Genomic DNA, 16,128 nt, shown 5'->3' with positions numbered 1-16,128 from the left:
AATCAGACCAAAGCCTGACCAGTCCGGGGTATAAATCAATTTGGCACTGGCTTTTCAAGCACCCTGTTGAGTTCTCAAAGAACAACCACACACCATCCGGAACCCCGCACCAGCAGGACCCCGTCCGGGGCAACCTCTCTAACTTACCCGGCCCGACTCTCGCTGTCAACCTCATGCTCGAGGTGATCAACTTGGTTCGGTCCGACCCACGCTGACGCACGCCATATCCGGCGGTCGTTGCTGTCGTGGGTTCCGGCGGACCGGCCGATCGCCGCTTTCGCGGCCACCCGCCCGGCTCCCTGCCGGCTTCCGCACTCTACCCGGTCGGCTTCGCGATCGCAACCCCGTGTTTCTCGGAGTGTCTCGCACCGCCCGGATCCTCAGTCTGGCTCGGCGTCGCCGCCACCAGCCTGGCGCCCGTTCTCGGCCAGTTTGTCCGGCCTCCCGCGTGCAGAGAGAAAGTTACGCGGGAGGCTCCGAGAAGGCAAATCAGTGATCGTCACTGTCCTTGGTGCGGCCGCGGGCGCCCGAGCCGGCAGACGCCCCGCTTCGGGCGGGACCACCGCGGGCTCATCCGTGCCAGAGTGGTCGACATGGATGACGTGTCGCGGTTTCCGGCGGAGACGCTCGCCGAGGAAGCCCTGCTCGGGCTCCTGCTGCCGTTCTGGCAGGTGGTCATCGGCGCCTTCGTGCTCGCCGTCGTCCTGGCGTCGGTGGGACGTCTCGTCCGGCGTGGTCCCTCGCGGATGACCACGGCGCTGCTCGTCACCGCGCTGGCCATCGCCGGCTTCACGGTCGTCGGGGTGCTCCTGGAGGGCTGACGCCGGAGTGCGGGGAGAGGTCAGAGCCGCCGGTTGGCGAGGCTCGGCAGCTCGACACGGATCGCCCGCAGCCGGTCCCGGTCCAGGTCCGTGACGGCCACGCCCGGCCCGTCGGCGACCTGGGTGAGCACGGTCCCCCACGGGTCCACCACCATGCTGCGCCCGAAGCAGGTCCGCCCCGGCTCGTGGTCGCCGGTCTGGCCGGCGGCCGCCACGAAGCACTGGTTCTCGATGGCCCGGGCCCGGAGCAGCACCTCCCAGTGGTCGCGCCCGGTGTGCATCATGAACGCGGCCGGCACCACGAGCAGCTCCGCGCCGCCGTCGACGGCCAGTTGCCGGTAGAGCTCGGGGAACCGGAGGTCGTAGCAGATCGACAGGCCGACCCGGAGGCCCTCGACGTCGACCACGACGGGCTTCTCGCCCGGCGCCACGGTGGCGGACTCGTGATAGGACACGCGGCCGGGAATCTGCACGTCGTACAGGTGGATCTTCCGGTAGCTGGCGGCGAGCGCGCCGTCGCGGTCGAACACCAGCGAGCTGTTCCAGGTGTGCTCGGGGTCCGGCCCGGCCTCGTGGAACGAGCCGGCGATCACCCACATGCCGAGCCGGCGGGCGGCATCGGCGAAGAACCGGCCCACCACCCCGTCGACCGGTTCGGCCGGCGGCATGCCGGCCGCGAGGCCGAGGTAGTCGACGTACTCCGGGAGGACGGCGAGATCCGCGCCGGCCGCCGCGGCCCTGCCCAGCAGGGCCTCCGCGGCGGCGAGGTTCGCGGTCCGGTCCGCACGGCTGTTGAGCTGACAGACGGCGACGCGCATGAGGCTCAGCGTACGGTCGGACGGCGGGCGGCGACAGGGCTCAGATGCTCGCCAGGACGAGCGCGCCGGCGGCGAAGCCGAGCCCGGCCAGTTGCACCGGGCGGAGCCGTTCCCGGTCGACCGCGAGCGCGAGCAGCACGGTGCTCGCCGGATAGAGCGCGGCGATGGCGGCCACCACGCTGAGGTGCCCCCGGCCGGCGGCGGCGAGGAACAGCGCGTTGGCCGCCGAGTCCAGCAGGCCGGCCGCCGCGGCCCAGCGGAGCACCCGCGGTTCGAGCCTCAGGCGTACGCCGGTGCGCAGGGCGAGCGCCAGCCCGAAGGCGATCGAGCTGACCCGTACCGCGGCCACCGGCCACATGCCGGCGCCCTCGTCGGCCTGACCGAGCAGCGCGAAGAAGATCCCGAAGAGCAGCCCGGCGGCGAGCGCCATGCCGATCAGCCGGCCGGACACCCGGCCGGTGGCACCACCCTCCCCGAAGCTGACCAGCGCGATGGCCACGACGGCGAGCCCGGCGCCGCCCAGCGCGAGAGCGCCCGGCGAATGGGCGGTGACCAGCCCGGCGACGATCGGCACGACCGCGGCGGTGATTGCGGTGACCGGGGCCACGACCGCCATCACGCCGCCGGCCAGGGCCTTGTAGAGCAGCATGACGCCGGCCGCCCCGGCCACGCCGGCGAGCAGCCCCCACGCCAGGTCGAGCGGGCCGGGCGTGCCCGGCACGATCAGCACGAGAGCGAGCAGCAGCGGGACGCTGAGCAGTTGCGACACCACGGTCACCGCGATCGGGTCGGCGTGCCGGGACGCCTTGCCGCCGGAGAAGTCGGCCGTGCCGAACGCGACCGCGGAGACCGCCGCGAGCACAATGGGGAACATCAGGCAGTCGTACCACAATATTGACCGTGAAGGATAGTGTGATGACCGACGCCGGAGGGCGGGTGGGCGCGGTGACCTCCGCGGTGGCCCGACAGGTACGCGAGCTGCGGGCCGCCCGCGGCTGGTCCTTCGAGGAGCTGGCCGGCCGCTCCGGGGTGAGCAAGGGCATGCTCGTGCAGATCGAGGGGGCGCGGACCAACCCGAGCGTCGGCACCCTCTGCCGGGTGGCCGACGCGTTCGGCGTCAACATCGCCCGGCTGCTGGAGCCGGCCGAGGAGAGCACCGTACGGGTCTCCCGGGCCGGCGACGCGCCGGTGCTGTGGCGGGGCGAGCACGGTGGCACGGCGCGGCTCCTCAGCGGTCTCGGCGAGCCGGACCTGGTCGAGCTCTGGGACTGGCGGTTGGAGCCCGGTGAGGCGCACCACTCCCCCGACCATCCGCGCGGCACGCGGGAGGTGCTGCACGTGCTGGACGGGACCGTCACGGTCACCGTCGAGGGCGTCGACCACGAGGTACGCGCCGGCGAGACGGTCGAGTTCCACGCCGACCGCGAGCACGGCTACCGCGCCGCGGGCGACGAGCCGGCGCGGCTGGTGATGGTGGCGGTCACCCCGTCGGGCGAGTGGGACCGGCGGACCCGGTCACGCGGACCGCGCCCGAGCTGACCCGGGCGCGGTCGAAGTGGCGGTCAGGCCGACTTCTCCTCGCGGTCCCGGCGGGCACGCCGGCCGTTGAACTCGCGGGGCACGATCGTCGGGTTGACGTTCTCCAGGACGACCTCGCGGGTGATCAGCACCCGGGCGGCGTCGGGGTTGCTCGGCACCTCGTACATCACGGAGAGCAGGACCTCTTCCATGATCGCCCGCAGGCCGCGGGCGCCGGTGCCGCGGAGCATGGCCTGGTCGGCGATGGCCTCCAGCGCGGGCGGCTCGAACTCCAGCTCGACGCCGTCGAGCTCGAAGAGGCGCTGGTATTGGCGGACCAGGGCGTTGCGCGGCTCGGTGAGGATGCGAACCAGCGCGGAGCGGTCGAGACTGCGCACGTTGGTGATCACCGGGAGCCGGCCGATGAACTCGGGGATCAGCCCGAACTTGAGCATGTCCTCCGGCATGACCTGGCTGAAGATGTCGTCGGTCGACCGCTCCGAGACCGACCGGAGCCGGGCGCCGAAGCCGGTGCCGCCGGAGCCCGTGCGGGCCTCGATGATCTGGTCGAGGCCGGCGAAGGCGCCACCGCAGATGAACAGCACGTTGGTGGTGTCGATCTGAATGAACTCCTGGTGCGGGTGCTTGCGCCCGCCCTGCGGCGGCACGTTGGCCACCGCGCCTTCCAGCATCTTCAACAGCGCCTGCTGCACGCCCTCACCGGAGACGTCCCGGGTGATCGACGGGTTCTCCGACTTCCGGGCGATCTTGTCGACCTCGTCGATGTAGATGATCCCGGTCTCGGCGCGCTTGATGTCGTAGTCGGCGGCCTGGATCAGCTTGAGGAGGATGTTCTCCACGTCCTCCCCGACGTAGCCCGCCTCGGTGAGCGCCGTCGCGTCGGCGATCGCGAACGGGACGTTCAGCATCCGGGCCAGCGTCTGCGCCAGGTGGGTCTTGCCACACCCGGTCGGGCCGAGCAGCAGGATGTTGGACTTGGCCAGCTCGACGCCGTCGCTGCCCGAACCCGGGGCGCCGGCCGCCTCGGCCTGGATCCGCTTGTAGTGGTTGTAGACCGCGACGGCAAGCGCCTTCTTGGCCTGCTCCTGGCCGACGACGTAGTTGTCGAGGAACTGGCAGATCTCCATCGGCTTGGGAAGCTCTTCCCACTTCACCTCGCCGGACTCGGCCAGCTCCTCCTCGATGATCTCGTTGCAGAGATCGATGCACTCGTCGCAGATGTAGACCCCGGGGCCTGCAATGAGCTTCTTGACCTGCTTCTGCGACTTGCCACAGAAGGAGCACTTCAGTAGGTCGCCGCCGTCACCGATCCGTGCCACCTACGTTCTCCCTGCACTCGTCGGCCGGTGCGCCGGCCCCTGACCTGCGGGCGCCGCGCGCCCGTCCGTCCCCTCGTCCCACCTCGCCGGTCCGACCCAACGAAGCGGCACAGACCCGACGTTACCCGCTGTCGGAGGTTTCTCCGACCCCCAAATCGGGTGTGTCAGAGGTCGGCCAGGAACGATATCCCGACCGACCTCCGACCGCACACTGCTCAGCTGGCGGCGTGGGACGCCAGCAGACCCTTCTTGCGGCTGGTCAGGATGGTGTCGACCAGCCCGTACTCCTTGGACTCCTCGGCCGTCATGATCTTGTCACGGTCGATGTCCTTGCGGACCTGCTCGATGGGGCGGTTGCAGTGCCGGGACAGCATGTCCTCCAGCTGCGTCCGCATCCGCAGGATCTCCCGGGCCTGGATCTCGATGTCGGACCCCTGCCCGTAGCCGCCCTCGGTGGCCGGCTGGTGGATGATGATCCGGGAGTTGGGCAGCGCCATCCGCTTGCCCGGGGTGCCCGCCGAGAGCAGCACCGCCGCCGCGCTGGCCGCCTGGCCCAGGCAGACGGTCTGGATGTCCGGGCGGACGTACTGCATGGTGTCGTAGATCGCCGTCATGGCGGTGAACGAGCCACCCGGCGAGTTGATGTACATGATGATGTCGCGGTCCGGGTCGGTGCCCTCCAGCGTCAGCAGCTGGGCCATCACGTCGTTGGCCGACGCGTCGTCCACCTGGACGCCGAGGAAGATGATCCGGTCCTCAAAGAGCTTGTTGTACGGGTTGGACTCCTTCATCCCGTACGACGTGCGCTCGACGAACGACGGCAGCACGTAGCGGTTGTGCACGGCCGCGAACTGGGGCGGCAGGCTCAGGTCGGTCATCGTCAGCTCCTCAGCTCAGGGTCCCGGCGCCATCCGGAACCTGGGCGGCCCCGATGATCACCTTGTCGATGAAGCCGTAGTCCATGGCCTCCTGGGCGGTGAACCAGCGGTCGCGGTCCGAGTCCGCCTCGATCTGCGCCTGGCTCTGGCCCGTGTGGTGGGCGACCCGCTCCTGGAACATCCGCTTCGTGTAGAGCATCTGCTCGGCCTGGATCGCGATGTCCGACGCGGTGCCACCGAGGCCACCGGAGGGCTGGTGCATCATGATCCGCGCGTGCGGCAGGGCGTAGCGCTTGCCCTTGGTGCCCGCGCAGAGCAGGAGCTGGCCCATCGACGCGGCCATGCCCATGGCCACGGTCGACACGTCGTTGTCGATGAACTGCATGGTGTCGTAGATCGCCATGCCGGAGTAGACCGAGCCACCCGGCGAGTTGATCCAGAGGTTGATGTCGCGGTCCGGGTCCTCCGCCGCGAGCAGCAGGAGCTGCGCGCAGATGCGGTTGGCGACCTGGTCGGTCACCTCGCTGCCCAGGAAGATGATCCGCTCCTTGAGCAACCGGTTGTAGACCGAGTCGTCGAGGTTGCCAATGGAGTCGCCACCACGGGCCTCGATCGCCCGGAGCGACTTCTTGGGGATGTGCATGTCGGTCATGGCAGCCCTTCGCTCTCCGTACCGTCCTACCCGACACTAACCGCTCAGCCGGGAGGCGTACTCCCGGTCGGGGCACTGTTCGCTCTCAGCGCAGTCACCCTCTGGGCGTACCCAATAAAGGGTTTCGGCCGCCGCCCGGCGCACAGCGCGGGACGGCGGCCGACACCGGATGATCAGTGCTGGTGGTCGTGCTCGGCCTCGTTCTGGGCCCGCAGCGCCTCGAGGGTGACCTCGTTGCCCGCCGAGTCCTTGATCTTGATCTTCTCCATCACGGCGGCGAGCGCCTTGCCCCGGCGGACGTCGCCGAAGACGGCCTGCGCGGCGCCGGAGCGGACCAGCTGGTCGTAGTACTGCTGCGGGGCCATCCCGGCACGCTGGGCGCGGTGGACGATCTCGTGACCGAACTCGTCGTCGGAGACCTGGACGTCCTCGGCGTCGGCCAGCGTGTCCAGCAGAAGCTGGATCTTGACGCCCTCGGTCGCGGCCTCGGTCAGCTCGGTGTCGATCTGCTCCTCGGTCTTCTCCTCCGCGGCGAGGTACTCCTCCAGGGAGGCGCCGATGCGCTCGAGCTGGTCGACCATCGCGGCCTTGCGGCTCTCGACCTCCTCCTTGACGACACCCTCGGGCGCCGGCACCTCGGCGGTGGCGACCATCTGCTCCAGGGCCTTGTCCCGGGCGGCGTAGATCTGCTCGACCTGCTTGCCGCGGCTGACCCGCTCCCGCAGGTCGTTCCGCAGCTCCTCGATCGTGTCGAACTCGCTGGCCAGCTGGGCGAAGTCGTCGTCGAGCTCGGGCAGCTCCTTCTCCTTGACCGTGCGCACGGTCACCGCCACGTCGGCGTCCCGGCCGGCGTAGTCGCCCCCGACCAACTGGGTGGAGAAGGTGGTGCTGTCGCCGGCGGCCAGGCCGACCAGCGCCTCGTCCAGGCCCGGCAGGAGCTGCTTGCTGCCGACCTCGTGCGAGATGTTGCTCGCCTGCCCGCCCGGCACGTCCTCGCCGTCGACGGTCGCGTTCAGGTCGATCTGGACGTAGTCGCCCTCCTGGGCGGCCCGCTCGACGGTCTTCAGCGTGGCGAACCGCTCGCGCAGGCTGTTGACCTGCTCGTCGATCTCGCTGTCGGCGATCTGGACCTCGTCGACGGTGACCTCGATGGTGGCCGGGTCCGGCAGGATGATCTCCGGGCGGACGTCGACCTCGGCGGTGAAGTTCAGCGAGTCACCGTCGTTGAACTCGGTGATCTCGACCTCGGGACGGCCGAGGGTCTTCAGGTCGTGCTCCCGGACGGCGGCCAGGATGTTCTGCGGGATGGCCTCCTGCACCGCCTCGTTGAGGACGGTGCCCCGGCCCACCCGCTGGTCGATCACGGCGGAGGGAACCTTGCCCCGGCGGAAGCCGGGAACCTGGACCTGCTGGCCGATCTCCCGGTACGCCTTCCTGAGGCTCGGCTCGAGCTCGACGAACGGCACCTCGATGGCGAGCCGCACGCGCGTCGGGCTCAGAGTCTCGACGGTGCTCTTCACAGGCGTACTCCTTGAACGGATCTCAGTTGAGTCTGGGCGTGTTTGCGCGCATCGAGTGTAGGCGAGCCGGCCTGCGGCATCGGCAGCGCCTGGGTACCGCCCGGAAAAAGTCGGCGGTTCCCGGACGACCCGGTCGCGAACGACAGTCGGGGTGGCGGGATTTGAACCCACGGCCCCTCGCTCCCAAAGCGAGTGCGCTACCAAGCTGCGCCACACCCCGTGGCGACGACGAGTCTATGCCGTCCGGGCCCACCGGACGGTCACCGGGGCGTGCCACACGCCGACATCGGCGAGGTGGCGCGGTCCCGGGCGGGCCACACGCCCAGAACGGCGAGGTGGCGGGGTCCCGGGCGGTGGGAAGCCGCCACCTCGCCGAACTGGTGGGGAGCTGCGGGGTCTGGGGCGTGCGACGCACCCGGGTACGCACTGCGCGTCCGGTTCCGGGATTCGGTAGGCTGTCGGGCGCGTCCCGCGAGAGCGGGGCGGTCGCGGGCGTAGCTCAATGGCAGAGCTTCAGTCTTCCAAACTGACGGTGCGGGTTCGATTCCCGTCGCCCGCTCCACAGCCCTTCGGCCCAGGTCAGAGGCGGTAACCCCCGATCCTGGGCCGGCCGGCCACTCCCCCGCTTCGATCTTGCGGGCCATCCGTGGGCCACTAGCTGCCCTTGCCGGTCTTCCGTCGAGCCTGCCGGGCGATCCGCCGGTCCATGGCCGAGGCGATCTCGCGGTCCCGCTCGCTGGTCGCGTGCTGGTAGATCAACGCGGCCCGCATGCTCGCGTGACCCATCCGTTGCATCAGCTCCCGAGTGCTCGCCCCGGAGGCAGCGGCGAGCGTGTTTCCGGTGTGCCGCAGATCGTGGAAGTGGAAGCCCGGCAGCCCGACGGCCGCGACCGTCCGCGTCCACTTGACCGCCCGGCCGAAGTTGCCGGAGCGCAACAGCGCGCCCTTGTCGCCGGTGAAGACCAGGGCGTCAGCGTCGGCGGCAGTGAACTCGGTCAGATGCGCCCGCAGGGCATCGACGGCGGCGGCCGGCAGGGCGACGACCCGGACCCCGGCGAGCGACTTGGGCGGCCCGAACTCCAGGTGACTCCGCAACGCGGCCAGCTTGCGGGTGACCCGGACCGTGCCGGTGTCGAGGTCGATGTCCCGGCGGCGCAGCGCAACCAGCTCGCCCCACCGCAGACCGGAGAGCGCCGCGACCACGACGAGCGCCGAGAACCGTGCAGGCATCGCGTTGGCCAGGGCGTAGACCTGGGCGATCGTGGCCGTAGGTCGCTCAGGGGTGTGGTACTGGTCGTAGCCCTTGATCCGGCAGGGGTTCTGCCGAATGATTTCGTCCTCGCGCACCGCCGTGTTGAGGATGGCCCGCAGCAGCGCGTACGCCTTGACCGCCTGGGGCTCCGGCACGCCGGCATCCAAGAGCTTCTTGCGCCAGGCCCGGATCGTCGCCGGCTTGATCCCGCCAAGCATCAGGTGCCCGAGGTACGGCACGACTTGTCGCGCGAACAGGAACTCGTAACCCTGCCGCGTCCTTGGGGCGAGCTTGCGTTCAGCGATCCACCGGTGCCCGTAGGCCGAGAGTTCGATCTCGCCCGCTTCTGGGGCTACCCACTCCCCCCGGATGATCTCCGACTCGACCAGGGTGAGCCACTTCTCCGCGTGCTTTTCAGTGGCGAAGGTGTGCGGCGCAGTCCGGGTCAATCCATCCGGGCCGACGTACCGGGCCTGCCAGCGACCCGACGCCCGCTGACGCACGTTGCCGAAACGACGGCGGCCACCGCGGGCCGGCATCAGGCCACCTCCGCGAACTGTCGCCGCATCTGCGCCCGGCTCATCGGCCCCACGCGGTTGGCCTCGATGTAGGCCGCTACGGCAGCCGGCTCGAACCGAACGAAGCGCCCGACCTTGACGTAGGCGATTCGCCGCTCAGCCACCAGCCGGCGCACAAAGCGAGGTGTCGCGCGGAGGCGAGCAGCCACCTCACCAGCGGTCAGCAGGTCATCCGTCACTGTCGAGGCTCCTTCCACTCGTCCGACTCTGGTCAATTGCCGAAACATCGGGCGGCTCGGCGGCCCGTCTCGCGGCGTCGAGCTGTGCGCGCCATTGGATGCGTTCGGATATTGCGCGCAGGACCCGGTGGCCGAGGGGCGCAACGTCGGGGTCGGTGGGTCGGGCGAGTTCCCACGCGTGGCGCTGCTCCCCACCGGCCGGCGCGGTGTCGGCGTCGATGGTGACGCCGAGCAGGGCCTTGACCCAGTCGCGGCGGTCGGCGCGGTGGTCGGTCAGCCCTGGCCCAAGCGCAGATCCAACGGCGGCAAGACCTCAGGGCGGCAAGGAGGAAGACCATGACCTCACAACTGGACGCCCAAGATGAGCGGTTCCTCGCGAGGGCCATCGAAATTTCACGGCACGCGCTGGAGGACGAGGGAAAGACCCCATTCGGTGCCATCGTCGTCATCTCAGGAGAGATCGTCGGTGAAGGCACCAGCAGCGTTGTCGAGCTGCGGGACCCGACCGCACACGCCGAGGTCATGGCCCTGCGCCACGCTGGCAGGAACCTAGGGCGGCACCTGTTCGAAGACGGAATCATGTACGCCAGCAGCGAGCCCTGCCCCATGTGCCTCATGGCCTGCTACTGGGCACGCATCCCCCGCCTCATCTTCGGAGCCAGCAGCCACGACGTAGCCACCTACGGCTTCGAAGACCTTCAGTTCTACCGCGAGGTCGCCCTGCCAGCCGACCGCCGGTCGCTGCGCGAAGAGGTTGCCGACGGAGCCCTCCGGGACCAGGCCGTCGACGTACTACGCAAGTGGGCCGACATGCTGCCCTCATCGGTCGAGCCCAAGTTCTGACCAGGCGCGCGCTGCCGAGGCGCGCTGCAGACCTCCGCTACCGCCACTGGCGCGGACCGCCGACGGCATCCGGATCTGCCGAAATCAGTGCATCGATTCAAGCCGGCGGCATGGCGACAGGCCGGCGGATGTCGTCACGGTTAGGCTGGTCCCCGGGCCGAGTCTCGGCCGACGGCGGAGGCGAGAGTGCCGCGCTGAAACGGGCTGCGACCGCCGCCACGGCGGCATGTAGTTCGGGGCTTTCTTCCACGGAGAAGTCGAACGGGACGGGGGCCAGCCACTCCTGCGCGTACATCGTGGGGTTTCTGGTGCTGCCGACCAGTACGCATCGGTCGCCGTCTGGCTGGAGGCGGCCCATCGGTGGCCGGATCCAGGGTGCCACCTTCTCCCACGGTGCGTGGAACACCACACGGGTGGGGTACTTCCAGCCGGCGCCCAGGTTTTCCTCGAGCGCGGCAACAGGATCCAGGTCGTCGGGCGGTGTGAAGCCGTGCGGGGTCTGCCGTACGGCCCGGACTCGGTCGATGCGGTACGTGCGGATGGCGTCCGCGCGGTGCGAGTGGCACAGCAGGTACCAGCGGCCGTACCGCACCACGACTGCCCACGGGTCGACCTCGGCGGCCCACTCCTCGCCGCTCTCGCCTCGGTAGGTGACGATGACGCGGCGTCGGTCGGCGACGGCGGCGATCAGGGCGCTTGTCGTGGCGGGGTCGGGGCGGGCCGAATGCCGGTCGGGGGTGGCCGCAGCGTACGCCCGTAGCGCCGCTGCCTGCCGTCCAACGCTTTCAGGGAGTGCCCGGATGACCTTGCTGAGCGCTGAGCCGACCAGGTCGTCGTCGTCTATGGCGTTCGGCTGCCCGTCGAGCACGGCCATGACCAGACCGAGGGCCTGTTCCTGAGTGAAGACGACCGGCGGCAGCCGGGTGCCGCGGCCCAGCCGGTAGCCCCCGTACGGCCCGCGGGACGACTCGACTGGGATGCCGGCCTCGCGAAGGATGCCGACGTAGCGCCGGGCGGCCCGTTCCGTCACGCCGAGGAGCGAGGCGAGTTGGTCGGCAGTTGTGCCGGGACGTGCATGCAGGATGTCGAGCGCGCGTAGGGCCCGGGCGGTGGGGCTCGGACCGGTTGGCACGATGGCCAGAGTACCGGAAGCATATCGTCCGGAATTGCCTCTAGGTTGATCCGATGACTGCAGAACAGATCGTGCTCTTGGGTGGCCTGTGGCTCGATGGGTCGGCGTGGACCGACGTCGCGTCAGAGCTGGAGAAGAGGGGCCGCCACGCGGTGCCGGTGATCCTGCCGGGTCAGGGCGACGGGAACATGTCGGCGACGCTGGCCGACCAGGTGACCGCGGTGCTTGCCGCCGTGGACGCGGGGCTTGGCAGGTCGGTGGTGGTGGGGCACTCCGCAGCCTGCACCCTGGCCTGGATGGCGGCCGACGCGAGGCCCGGGCGGGTCGCGAAGGTGGTGCTGATCGGCGGGTTCCCATCGAGCGACGGGCAGCCGTACGCGGACTTCTTCGAGATCACCGACGGCGTCATGCCGTTCCCGGGTTGGGGCCCGTTTGAAGGCGCGGACGCGGCCGACCTGGACGAGCAGGCGCGGCGGGCGTTCGAGGCGGCCGCGATCCCGGTTCCAGAGGGCGTGGCCAGGGGCGTCGTACAGCTGACGGATGAGCGGCGATTCGACATACCTGTCGTGATGGTGTGCCCCGAGTTCACGCCAGCCCAGGCGCGGGAGTGGATCGCCGCGGGCGAGTTGCCCGAGCTCGCCAGGGCCAAGCACGTCGACTTGGTCGACATCGATTCCGGGCACTGGCCGATGGTGACGCGGCCGACAGAGCTGGCGCGGATCCTGGCTGCGGTCTAGCCGGGCAAGGAGCGCCGCACATGCGGCGCGTCGTGGTCTCCTGCCAGCTCCATGGCGTGGATTCTGCTGGAACGCAGCATCCGGATCTGCCGCGATCCGCGCGCCTGTTGCAGTTGACAGACGTGTGTCGCACATCAGCCGGCGGAGGACAACCGCTGAGGCCCGCGCACTGCCGAATTCCCCTCTTTAGGATCAAGGCGGCCCGCAAGCGGGCCGCGCCGGCTCGGCCCCGGCCTGCTGGCGACCTCCGGCCGGCATCGGCCGGGCCGGCCGGCCACGCTGACGGAGCACAAAGAGCATGAGCGGCTGAGGCCGTGACGATCGCCGTCGAGGTTCCTCACCATCGAGGTGGGGGCGATCGCTGCCGCGCAGCAGAGCTGCTTGCCTCCGAGTCGCGTGGCCGCTGTCCGCGGTTCGATGACGACGAGCGCCAGGGCGTGACCCATCCCCCAGGTGCCCGATCCTCTACGCCACCCCGTCGGCGTCAAGGGCGCTGCGCGTCGGCACGCCGATGGCCTACGGCCACCCTTGACCCCGACGGGGCGCCGCAGTCCTTGGCACCTATCCGGGGGATGGGGGCAGACTGGCGGCTCTCCGCTCGATCTCCCTCACGAAGTCCCGCTTGTCCCTCGTGTAGCGACCAGGGTCAGCGGCATGGCGCGCAGCAAGTTCGCGTTTCAGCCTGACGTATGAGGCCGCGTCTTCCGGGTGCGCGCGGAGGTAATCGCGGAAGGCCATCAGGCGACGCCAGTAGTCGCTGCCCTGCTCAGTGACATGCAGGTGATGCGTGCGGAGACGGGTGAGGTCATCTGGACCTTTGCGGAAGACACGGCGGCTTGGGTCGTCTGCCTCGGACTCAGGCGTGTAGGTGTAGCCGATCTCCTGTAGGCGCTCCACCAGCGCCGGGAAGCCGTTGAAGTCCCGGACAGTGGCGAGGATGTCAATAACCGGCTTTGCCGCCAGGCCAGGCACCGCCGTACTCCCGACGTGCTCTACCGCAAGCAACGAGTCTGCAAGCGTGCGCGTCAGCAGCTCGGCTTCCTCGGCATAGCGCTCGGGCCAGCACGGGTCGTACAGCTGGACCTGAACCCGTGCCGCCCGATACCAGAGTGCGTTGCCCGGCTGCCCGTTCATGTGCGCCTTCCTACCGACCGGGTGCGACATGCGCTGCCCCAGCAGCTTCGGCTGTACAGCCAGCCGTACAGCCAAGACCGCCGGCTGACGCCGACGCTGCCCGACAACGGCAGACGGGCTGACCAGGGGCGCGGCGACCTGACCAGCCATCCGCGATCTTCTTCTAATCCGAAGGCCAGCATGGGCCATCCGTGGGCCAGTAACCGTGGCGCGCAGCGGGCACGAGCGGGCACGAGACGCAACCGGGCCCACCGCCGCCCGCAGGCGTTTCGGACATCGCGACCGCTTGAGCACGCTCTTCCAAACTGACGGTGCGGGTTCGATTCCCGTCGCCCGCTCCACCCACGAAGGCCCAGGCGGACCGCATGATCGCGGCACCTGGGCCGTTCGCTTCTCCCCCATTGTTGGATCTTGCGTGCCATCCGCGTGCCGTTCACCGGCGGCTCTGGACCCCCACCAGAGCTGTTGGGCGGGCTCTGCGGCCCACAGAAGGCCGGTGACGGCAAACCCGGGCAACGTCTTCGTCGGTCAGGACGGCTGGGGGAACCCGGGGGCATCCGGCCGCGTCAGTGCTGGCATGAAGCTGCGTGCCGCGAGTCTCTTCGCTCTGGCCATCCTCGGCGTCGGCCTCGTCGTGGCCGTCGCACCGGCGCAGCCCGCCTGGGCCTGCTCGTGCGCCCTGCGCGCCGACCAGGAGGACGACCGCGCCGAGCTCATCGTCGTCGGCACCGTCACGGAGGTGACGGACAACGGGGTCGAACTCGCGGTCGAGTCCGTCGAGAAGGGCGGCTTCGGGACAGGCGACACGCTCGGGCTGGGCGTGCGCCGCGACGAAGCCAGCTGCGGCTACGACTTCCGCGTCGGCACCCGGTACCGGGTGAATTCGATCGGCAGCACTACCGGACTGTGTACCGGGATCCGCCCGTTGCCGGACACCTCATCCGCGGCCGCAGCGGCCCCGATGTCTGCCGCGGCCCCGCTCGCTCCCGCCGGAACGCCGAGCCGTTGGTGGCCCGCGGCCGGTGCGACGCTCGCCGTCCTGGCCGCCGGAGTGGTGGCAGCGGCCCGGCGGCGTCGTCGTCGACCTGATCATGAAACCGGCTGAGTGGCAGGGCCTCAGCTGTGGTGCAGCCACTCGGTGAGCCGCTCGATGGCCCGGGCGGCGAGGTCCGGCTCGGCCGCCTCCGTCAGCCGGAGCAGTTCGTTCCGCAACTGCGCGGTCAGCTCCAGCTCCAGGGGCGGCGCCTCCCAGCGGTAGTTCCGCACGCTGGCCCGGGCCAGCCCGGTCACGTCGGCGCGGGCACGCTCCGCCAGCCGGGGATCCGGGTCCTTGACGAGCAGCAGCCCGGCCCGCAGCCGCAGCGCCGGCGGGCGGGTGCCGAGCAGCCGGTAGCCGGCACGGCGGAGTTCCAGCCGCTCGTCAACCAGCAACTCCCAGGGCAGCTCGGGCGGGAGCGCGCCGCCGATCGGGCGCAGCGCGGTGGCCGCCTCCCGGACGACTCCGGCGGCGGGGTCGCGCAGCAGGGGCACCACCAGCGCCACCGGCACGGCGCCCAACCGGGCCAGGGCGCGTACGGCGGCGGCACGCAGCCGGGGGTCCGGGTGGGCGAGCAGCGGGTGCAGCAGTGGGGCGTCGCTGTCGGCGCCCACCTCGGCCAGCCCGGCGACCGCGCCGACCCGCGGTGCCCCACCGCTGACCGCCGCCCGGTACGCGGCCGAGGCGTCGACCCCCTCCCGGCGGGCCGCCTCGCGGGCGATGGCGCGGACCAGCTGGTGCCGGTCGTCGAGGAAGGCGGCCACCTCGGCGTGCCGGCCGAGGCGGAGCAGGCCGGTCAGGCCCAACGCCCGTACCTCGGGGTGCCGGTTACCGGCGAGCCGCTGCAGCACGGGCCGGCGGCCGGTCCAGACCGCCTCACGGGCGGCGGCCTCGGCGGCCCGGGCGCGTACGCGGACATCCCGGTCGGCGACGGCGGCGAGCAGGTCGTCCACCCGCAAGCGGCCGTGCGCCAGGTCCAGGTCGAACAGGGCGCGCCGCTGCGCGGCCGGCGCGGGTGCGGGCCACCTCGGCGCGGAGCCGGGCGGGTGCGGCCTGCAACGCGGCGGTGACCTGCTGGGCCGCGAAGCCGCCACGGCTCCGGACGGAGACCAGCGCGGTGGCCGCGACGGCGGCCGGCAGGTGTGCGGCCGGCTCGTCGGCGAGCAGCAGCGCCAGGCCGGCGCGGGCCGTGTCGCGCACCGGCCGCGCCCAGTCGGCGGTGCGCAGCACCAGGAACGGGGTCAGCTCCGGCACGGGCCGGGACAGCAGCACGCGCACCGCCCGCTCCCGGACCCGGCCGTCGGGGTGGCTGGCCGCGACCGCGACGGCCACCGGACCGACCGTGGGGCGGGTGAGCGCCGCAGCCAGCCGGTCGACCTCCGGCGATCGGTACGGTGCCCGCCACGGGTTCCGCCGGACGTGCTCGTCGAGCCGGGTCAGCAGCCGGGGCCGCCCGGCCAGGAGGCGCAGGGCCGCTCGCGCGGCGTCCGCATCGCCACCGGCGTCCACCATGGACAGGGCGGCCAGGAGGCGCCGCAGGTCGTCGTCGTCCCCGCCGACGGCTGCGGTGACCGCCGGCGGCACCGCCCCGGCCTCGCTGCGTGCTTCGATCATCGAGTCATGGTGGTCGGTCCGGGCCGGGCGCCGCACCTGGGTTTCCGCGCTGCCCACCGCGGAACGAGGCGGCGCG

General features: G+C 70.9%; 18 protein-coding genes and 2 tRNA genes. 7 read left to right on the top strand and 13 right to left on the bottom strand.

What is annotated here, in order from left to right; translation table 11 throughout:
• The coding region (locus ABZS80_RS27630; RefSeq protein ID WP_355060307.1) for a hypothetical protein at positions 1–215 on the top strand (215 nt) is incomplete at its 5' end.
• 378 nt (positions 216–593) lie between these two features.
• Complete coding sequence (locus ABZS80_RS27625; RefSeq protein WP_355060305.1) at positions 594–821, top strand: hypothetical protein; 228 nt, start codon at positions 594–596, stop codon at positions 819–821.
• Positions 822–841: 20 nt separating this feature from the next.
• On the opposite strand, the gene ABZS80_RS27620 is transcribed toward ABZS80_RS27625, so the two are convergent.
• Both ABZS80_RS27620 and ABZS80_RS27615 read right to left on the bottom strand, forming a co-directional pair.
• The gene (locus tag ABZS80_RS27620; RefSeq protein ID WP_355060303.1) at positions 842–1,639 is read right to left on the bottom strand and encodes a carbon-nitrogen hydrolase family protein; all 798 of its coding nucleotides are present in this window, start codon (positions 1,637–1,639) and stop codon (positions 842–844) included.
• A gap of 40 nt (positions 1,640–1,679) precedes the next feature.
• Positions 1,680–2,513: a DMT family transporter gene (locus ABZS80_RS27615; protein ID WP_355060301.1), complete on the bottom strand. Its 834-nt coding sequence runs from the start codon at positions 2,511–2,513 to the stop codon at positions 1,680–1,682.
• A gap of 41 nt (positions 2,514–2,554) precedes the next feature.
• Here ABZS80_RS27615 and ABZS80_RS27610 point away from each other — a divergent pair, with 41 nt between their 5' ends.
• The gene (locus tag ABZS80_RS27610) at positions 2,555–3,178 is read left to right on the top strand and encodes an XRE family transcriptional regulator (RefSeq protein ID WP_355060299.1); all 624 of its coding nucleotides are present in this window, start codon (positions 2,555–2,557) and stop codon (positions 3,176–3,178) included.
• Positions 3,179–3,201: 23 nt separating this feature from the next.
• Here ABZS80_RS27610 and clpX read toward each other — a convergent pair whose 3' ends face one another.
• The 5 genes from clpX to ABZS80_RS27585 form a co-directional block, all read right to left on the bottom strand.
• Positions 3,202–4,497 carry an ATP-dependent Clp protease ATP-binding subunit ClpX gene (clpX, locus tag ABZS80_RS27605; protein WP_355060297.1) on the bottom strand — a complete coding sequence of 432 codons (1,296 nt, stop codon included), beginning with the start codon at positions 4,495–4,497 and terminating at the stop codon, positions 3,202–3,204.
• A gap of 215 nt (positions 4,498–4,712) precedes the next feature.
• Positions 4,713–5,375 (bottom strand): ATP-dependent Clp protease proteolytic subunit, encoded by a 663-nt coding sequence (locus ABZS80_RS27600; RefSeq protein WP_091269636.1) that lies wholly within the window; start codon positions 5,373–5,375, stop codon positions 4,713–4,715.
• A 10-nt stretch (positions 5,376–5,385) separates the two neighbouring features.
• Positions 5,386–6,027: an ATP-dependent Clp protease proteolytic subunit gene (locus ABZS80_RS27595; protein WP_088960728.1), complete on the bottom strand. Its 642-nt coding sequence runs from the start codon at positions 6,025–6,027 to the stop codon at positions 5,386–5,388.
• A 173-nt stretch (positions 6,028–6,200) separates the two neighbouring features.
• Positions 6,201–7,547 (bottom strand): trigger factor, encoded by a 1,347-nt coding sequence (gene tig / locus ABZS80_RS27590; RefSeq protein WP_355060295.1) that lies wholly within the window; start codon positions 7,545–7,547, stop codon positions 6,201–6,203.
• 146 nt (positions 7,548–7,693) lie between these two features.
• Positions 7,694–7,767 (bottom strand) — tRNA-Pro (locus ABZS80_RS27585).
• Positions 7,768–8,035: 268 nt separating this feature from the next.
• Between ABZS80_RS27585 and ABZS80_RS27580 the strand changes: the two genes are divergently transcribed.
• Positions 8,036–8,109, top strand: a tRNA-Gly gene (locus tag ABZS80_RS27580).
• Between the two features lie 92 nt (positions 8,110–8,201).
• On the opposite strand, the gene ABZS80_RS27575 is transcribed toward ABZS80_RS27580, so the two are convergent.
• A complete protein-coding gene (locus ABZS80_RS27575) occupies positions 8,202–9,338 on the bottom strand; it encodes a tyrosine-type recombinase/integrase (RefSeq protein ID WP_355060293.1) in 1,137 nt (378 codons plus the stop codon).
• Positions 9,338–9,556 carry a helix-turn-helix domain-containing protein gene (locus tag ABZS80_RS27570; RefSeq protein ID WP_355060291.1) on the bottom strand — a complete coding sequence of 73 codons (219 nt, stop codon included), beginning with the start codon at positions 9,554–9,556 and terminating at the stop codon, positions 9,338–9,340. Before ABZS80_RS27570 ends, ABZS80_RS27575 begins: the two co-directional genes overlap by 1 nt.
• Positions 9,557–9,892: 336 nt before the next feature.
• On the opposite strand from ABZS80_RS27570, the gene ABZS80_RS27565 reads away from it, so the two are divergent.
• Positions 9,893–10,399: a nucleoside deaminase gene (locus ABZS80_RS27565; RefSeq protein WP_355060289.1), complete on the top strand. Its 507-nt coding sequence runs from the start codon at positions 9,893–9,895 to the stop codon at positions 10,397–10,399.
• 97 nt (positions 10,400–10,496) lie between these two features.
• On the opposite strand, the gene ABZS80_RS27560 is transcribed toward ABZS80_RS27565, so the two are convergent.
• Entirely contained in the window at positions 10,497–11,531 is a 1,035-nt protein-coding gene (locus tag ABZS80_RS27560; RefSeq protein WP_355060287.1) for a WYL domain-containing protein, read from the bottom strand.
• A 53-nt stretch (positions 11,532–11,584) separates the two neighbouring features.
• Here ABZS80_RS27560 and ABZS80_RS27555 point away from each other — a divergent pair, with 53 nt between their 5' ends.
• Positions 11,585–12,268, top strand: a complete 684-nt coding sequence (locus tag ABZS80_RS27555; RefSeq protein WP_355060285.1) for an alpha/beta hydrolase — start codon at positions 11,585–11,587, stop codon at positions 12,266–12,268.
• Between the two features lie 561 nt (positions 12,269–12,829).
• Here the strand turns inward: ABZS80_RS27555 and ABZS80_RS27550 are convergent.
• Positions 12,830–13,552: a GrpB family protein gene (locus ABZS80_RS27550; RefSeq protein WP_355060283.1), complete on the bottom strand. Its 723-nt coding sequence runs from the start codon at positions 13,550–13,552 to the stop codon at positions 12,830–12,832.
• Between the two features lie 427 nt (positions 13,553–13,979).
• Between ABZS80_RS27550 and ABZS80_RS27545 the strand changes: the two genes are divergently transcribed.
• Complete coding sequence (locus ABZS80_RS27545; protein ID WP_355060328.1) at positions 13,980–14,507, top strand: hypothetical protein; 528 nt, start codon at positions 13,980–13,982, stop codon at positions 14,505–14,507.
• An 11-nt stretch (positions 14,508–14,518) separates the two neighbouring features.
• Here the strand turns inward: ABZS80_RS27545 and ABZS80_RS27540 are convergent, their stop codons facing one another.
• Entirely contained in the window at positions 14,519–15,391 is an 873-nt protein-coding gene (locus ABZS80_RS27540; protein WP_355060326.1) for a HEAT repeat domain-containing protein, read from the bottom strand.
• A complete protein-coding gene (locus ABZS80_RS27535) occupies positions 15,315–16,052 on the bottom strand; it encodes a hypothetical protein (protein WP_355060281.1) in 738 nt (245 codons plus the stop codon). Before ABZS80_RS27535 ends, ABZS80_RS27540 begins: the two co-directional genes overlap by 77 nt.
• Positions 16,053–16,128: the final 76 nt, after the last annotated feature.

The sequence above is a fragment of the Micromonospora sp. NPDC005305 genome (genome assembly GCF_040607315.1).
In the GTDB taxonomy this organism is placed as follows: domain Bacteria; phylum Actinomycetota; class Actinomycetes; order Mycobacteriales; family Micromonosporaceae; genus Micromonospora.
This window is presented reverse-complemented; position numbering and strand designations above follow the sequence as displayed.

Bases quoted from the DNA above. Each gene is read 5' to 3' on its own strand.
- ABZS80_RS27545 (WP_355060328.1), top strand. From the start codon at position 13,980: ATGAAGCTGCGTGCCGCGAGTCTCTTCGCTCTGGCCATCCTCGGCGTC.
- ABZS80_RS27615 (WP_355060301.1), bottom strand. From the start codon at position 2,513: ATGTTCCCCATTGTGCTCGCGGCGGTCTCCGCGGTCGCGTTCGGCACG.
- ABZS80_RS27565 (WP_355060289.1), top strand. From the start codon at position 9,893: ATGACCTCACAACTGGACGCCCAAGATGAGCGGTTCCTCGCGAGGGCC.
- ABZS80_RS27625 (WP_355060305.1), top strand. From the start codon at position 594: ATGGATGACGTGTCGCGGTTTCCGGCGGAGACGCTCGCCGAGGAAGCC.
- ABZS80_RS27620 (WP_355060303.1), bottom strand. From the start codon at position 1,639: ATGCGCGTCGCCGTCTGTCAGCTCAACAGCCGTGCGGACCGGACCGCG.
- ABZS80_RS27550 (WP_355060283.1), bottom strand. From the start codon at position 13,552: ATGGCTGGTCAGGTCGCCGCGCCCCTGGTCAGCCCGTCTGCCGTTGTC.
- ABZS80_RS27595 (WP_088960728.1), bottom strand. From the start codon at position 6,027: ATGACCGACATGCACATCCCCAAGAAGTCGCTCCGGGCGATCGAGGCC.
- ABZS80_RS27610 (WP_355060299.1), top strand. From the start codon at position 2,555: ATGACCGACGCCGGAGGGCGGGTGGGCGCGGTGACCTCCGCGGTGGCC.
- ABZS80_RS27555 (WP_355060285.1), top strand. From the start codon at position 11,585: ATGACTGCAGAACAGATCGTGCTCTTGGGTGGCCTGTGGCTCGATGGG.
- ABZS80_RS27600 (WP_091269636.1), bottom strand. From the start codon at position 5,375: ATGACCGACCTGAGCCTGCCGCCCCAGTTCGCGGCCGTGCACAACCGC.
- ABZS80_RS27575 (WP_355060293.1), bottom strand. From the start codon at position 9,338: ATGCCGGCCCGCGGTGGCCGCCGTCGTTTCGGCAACGTGCGTCAGCGG.
- ABZS80_RS27535 (WP_355060281.1), bottom strand. From the start codon at position 16,052: ATGATCGAAGCACGCAGCGAGGCCGGGGCGGTGCCGCCGGCGGTCACC.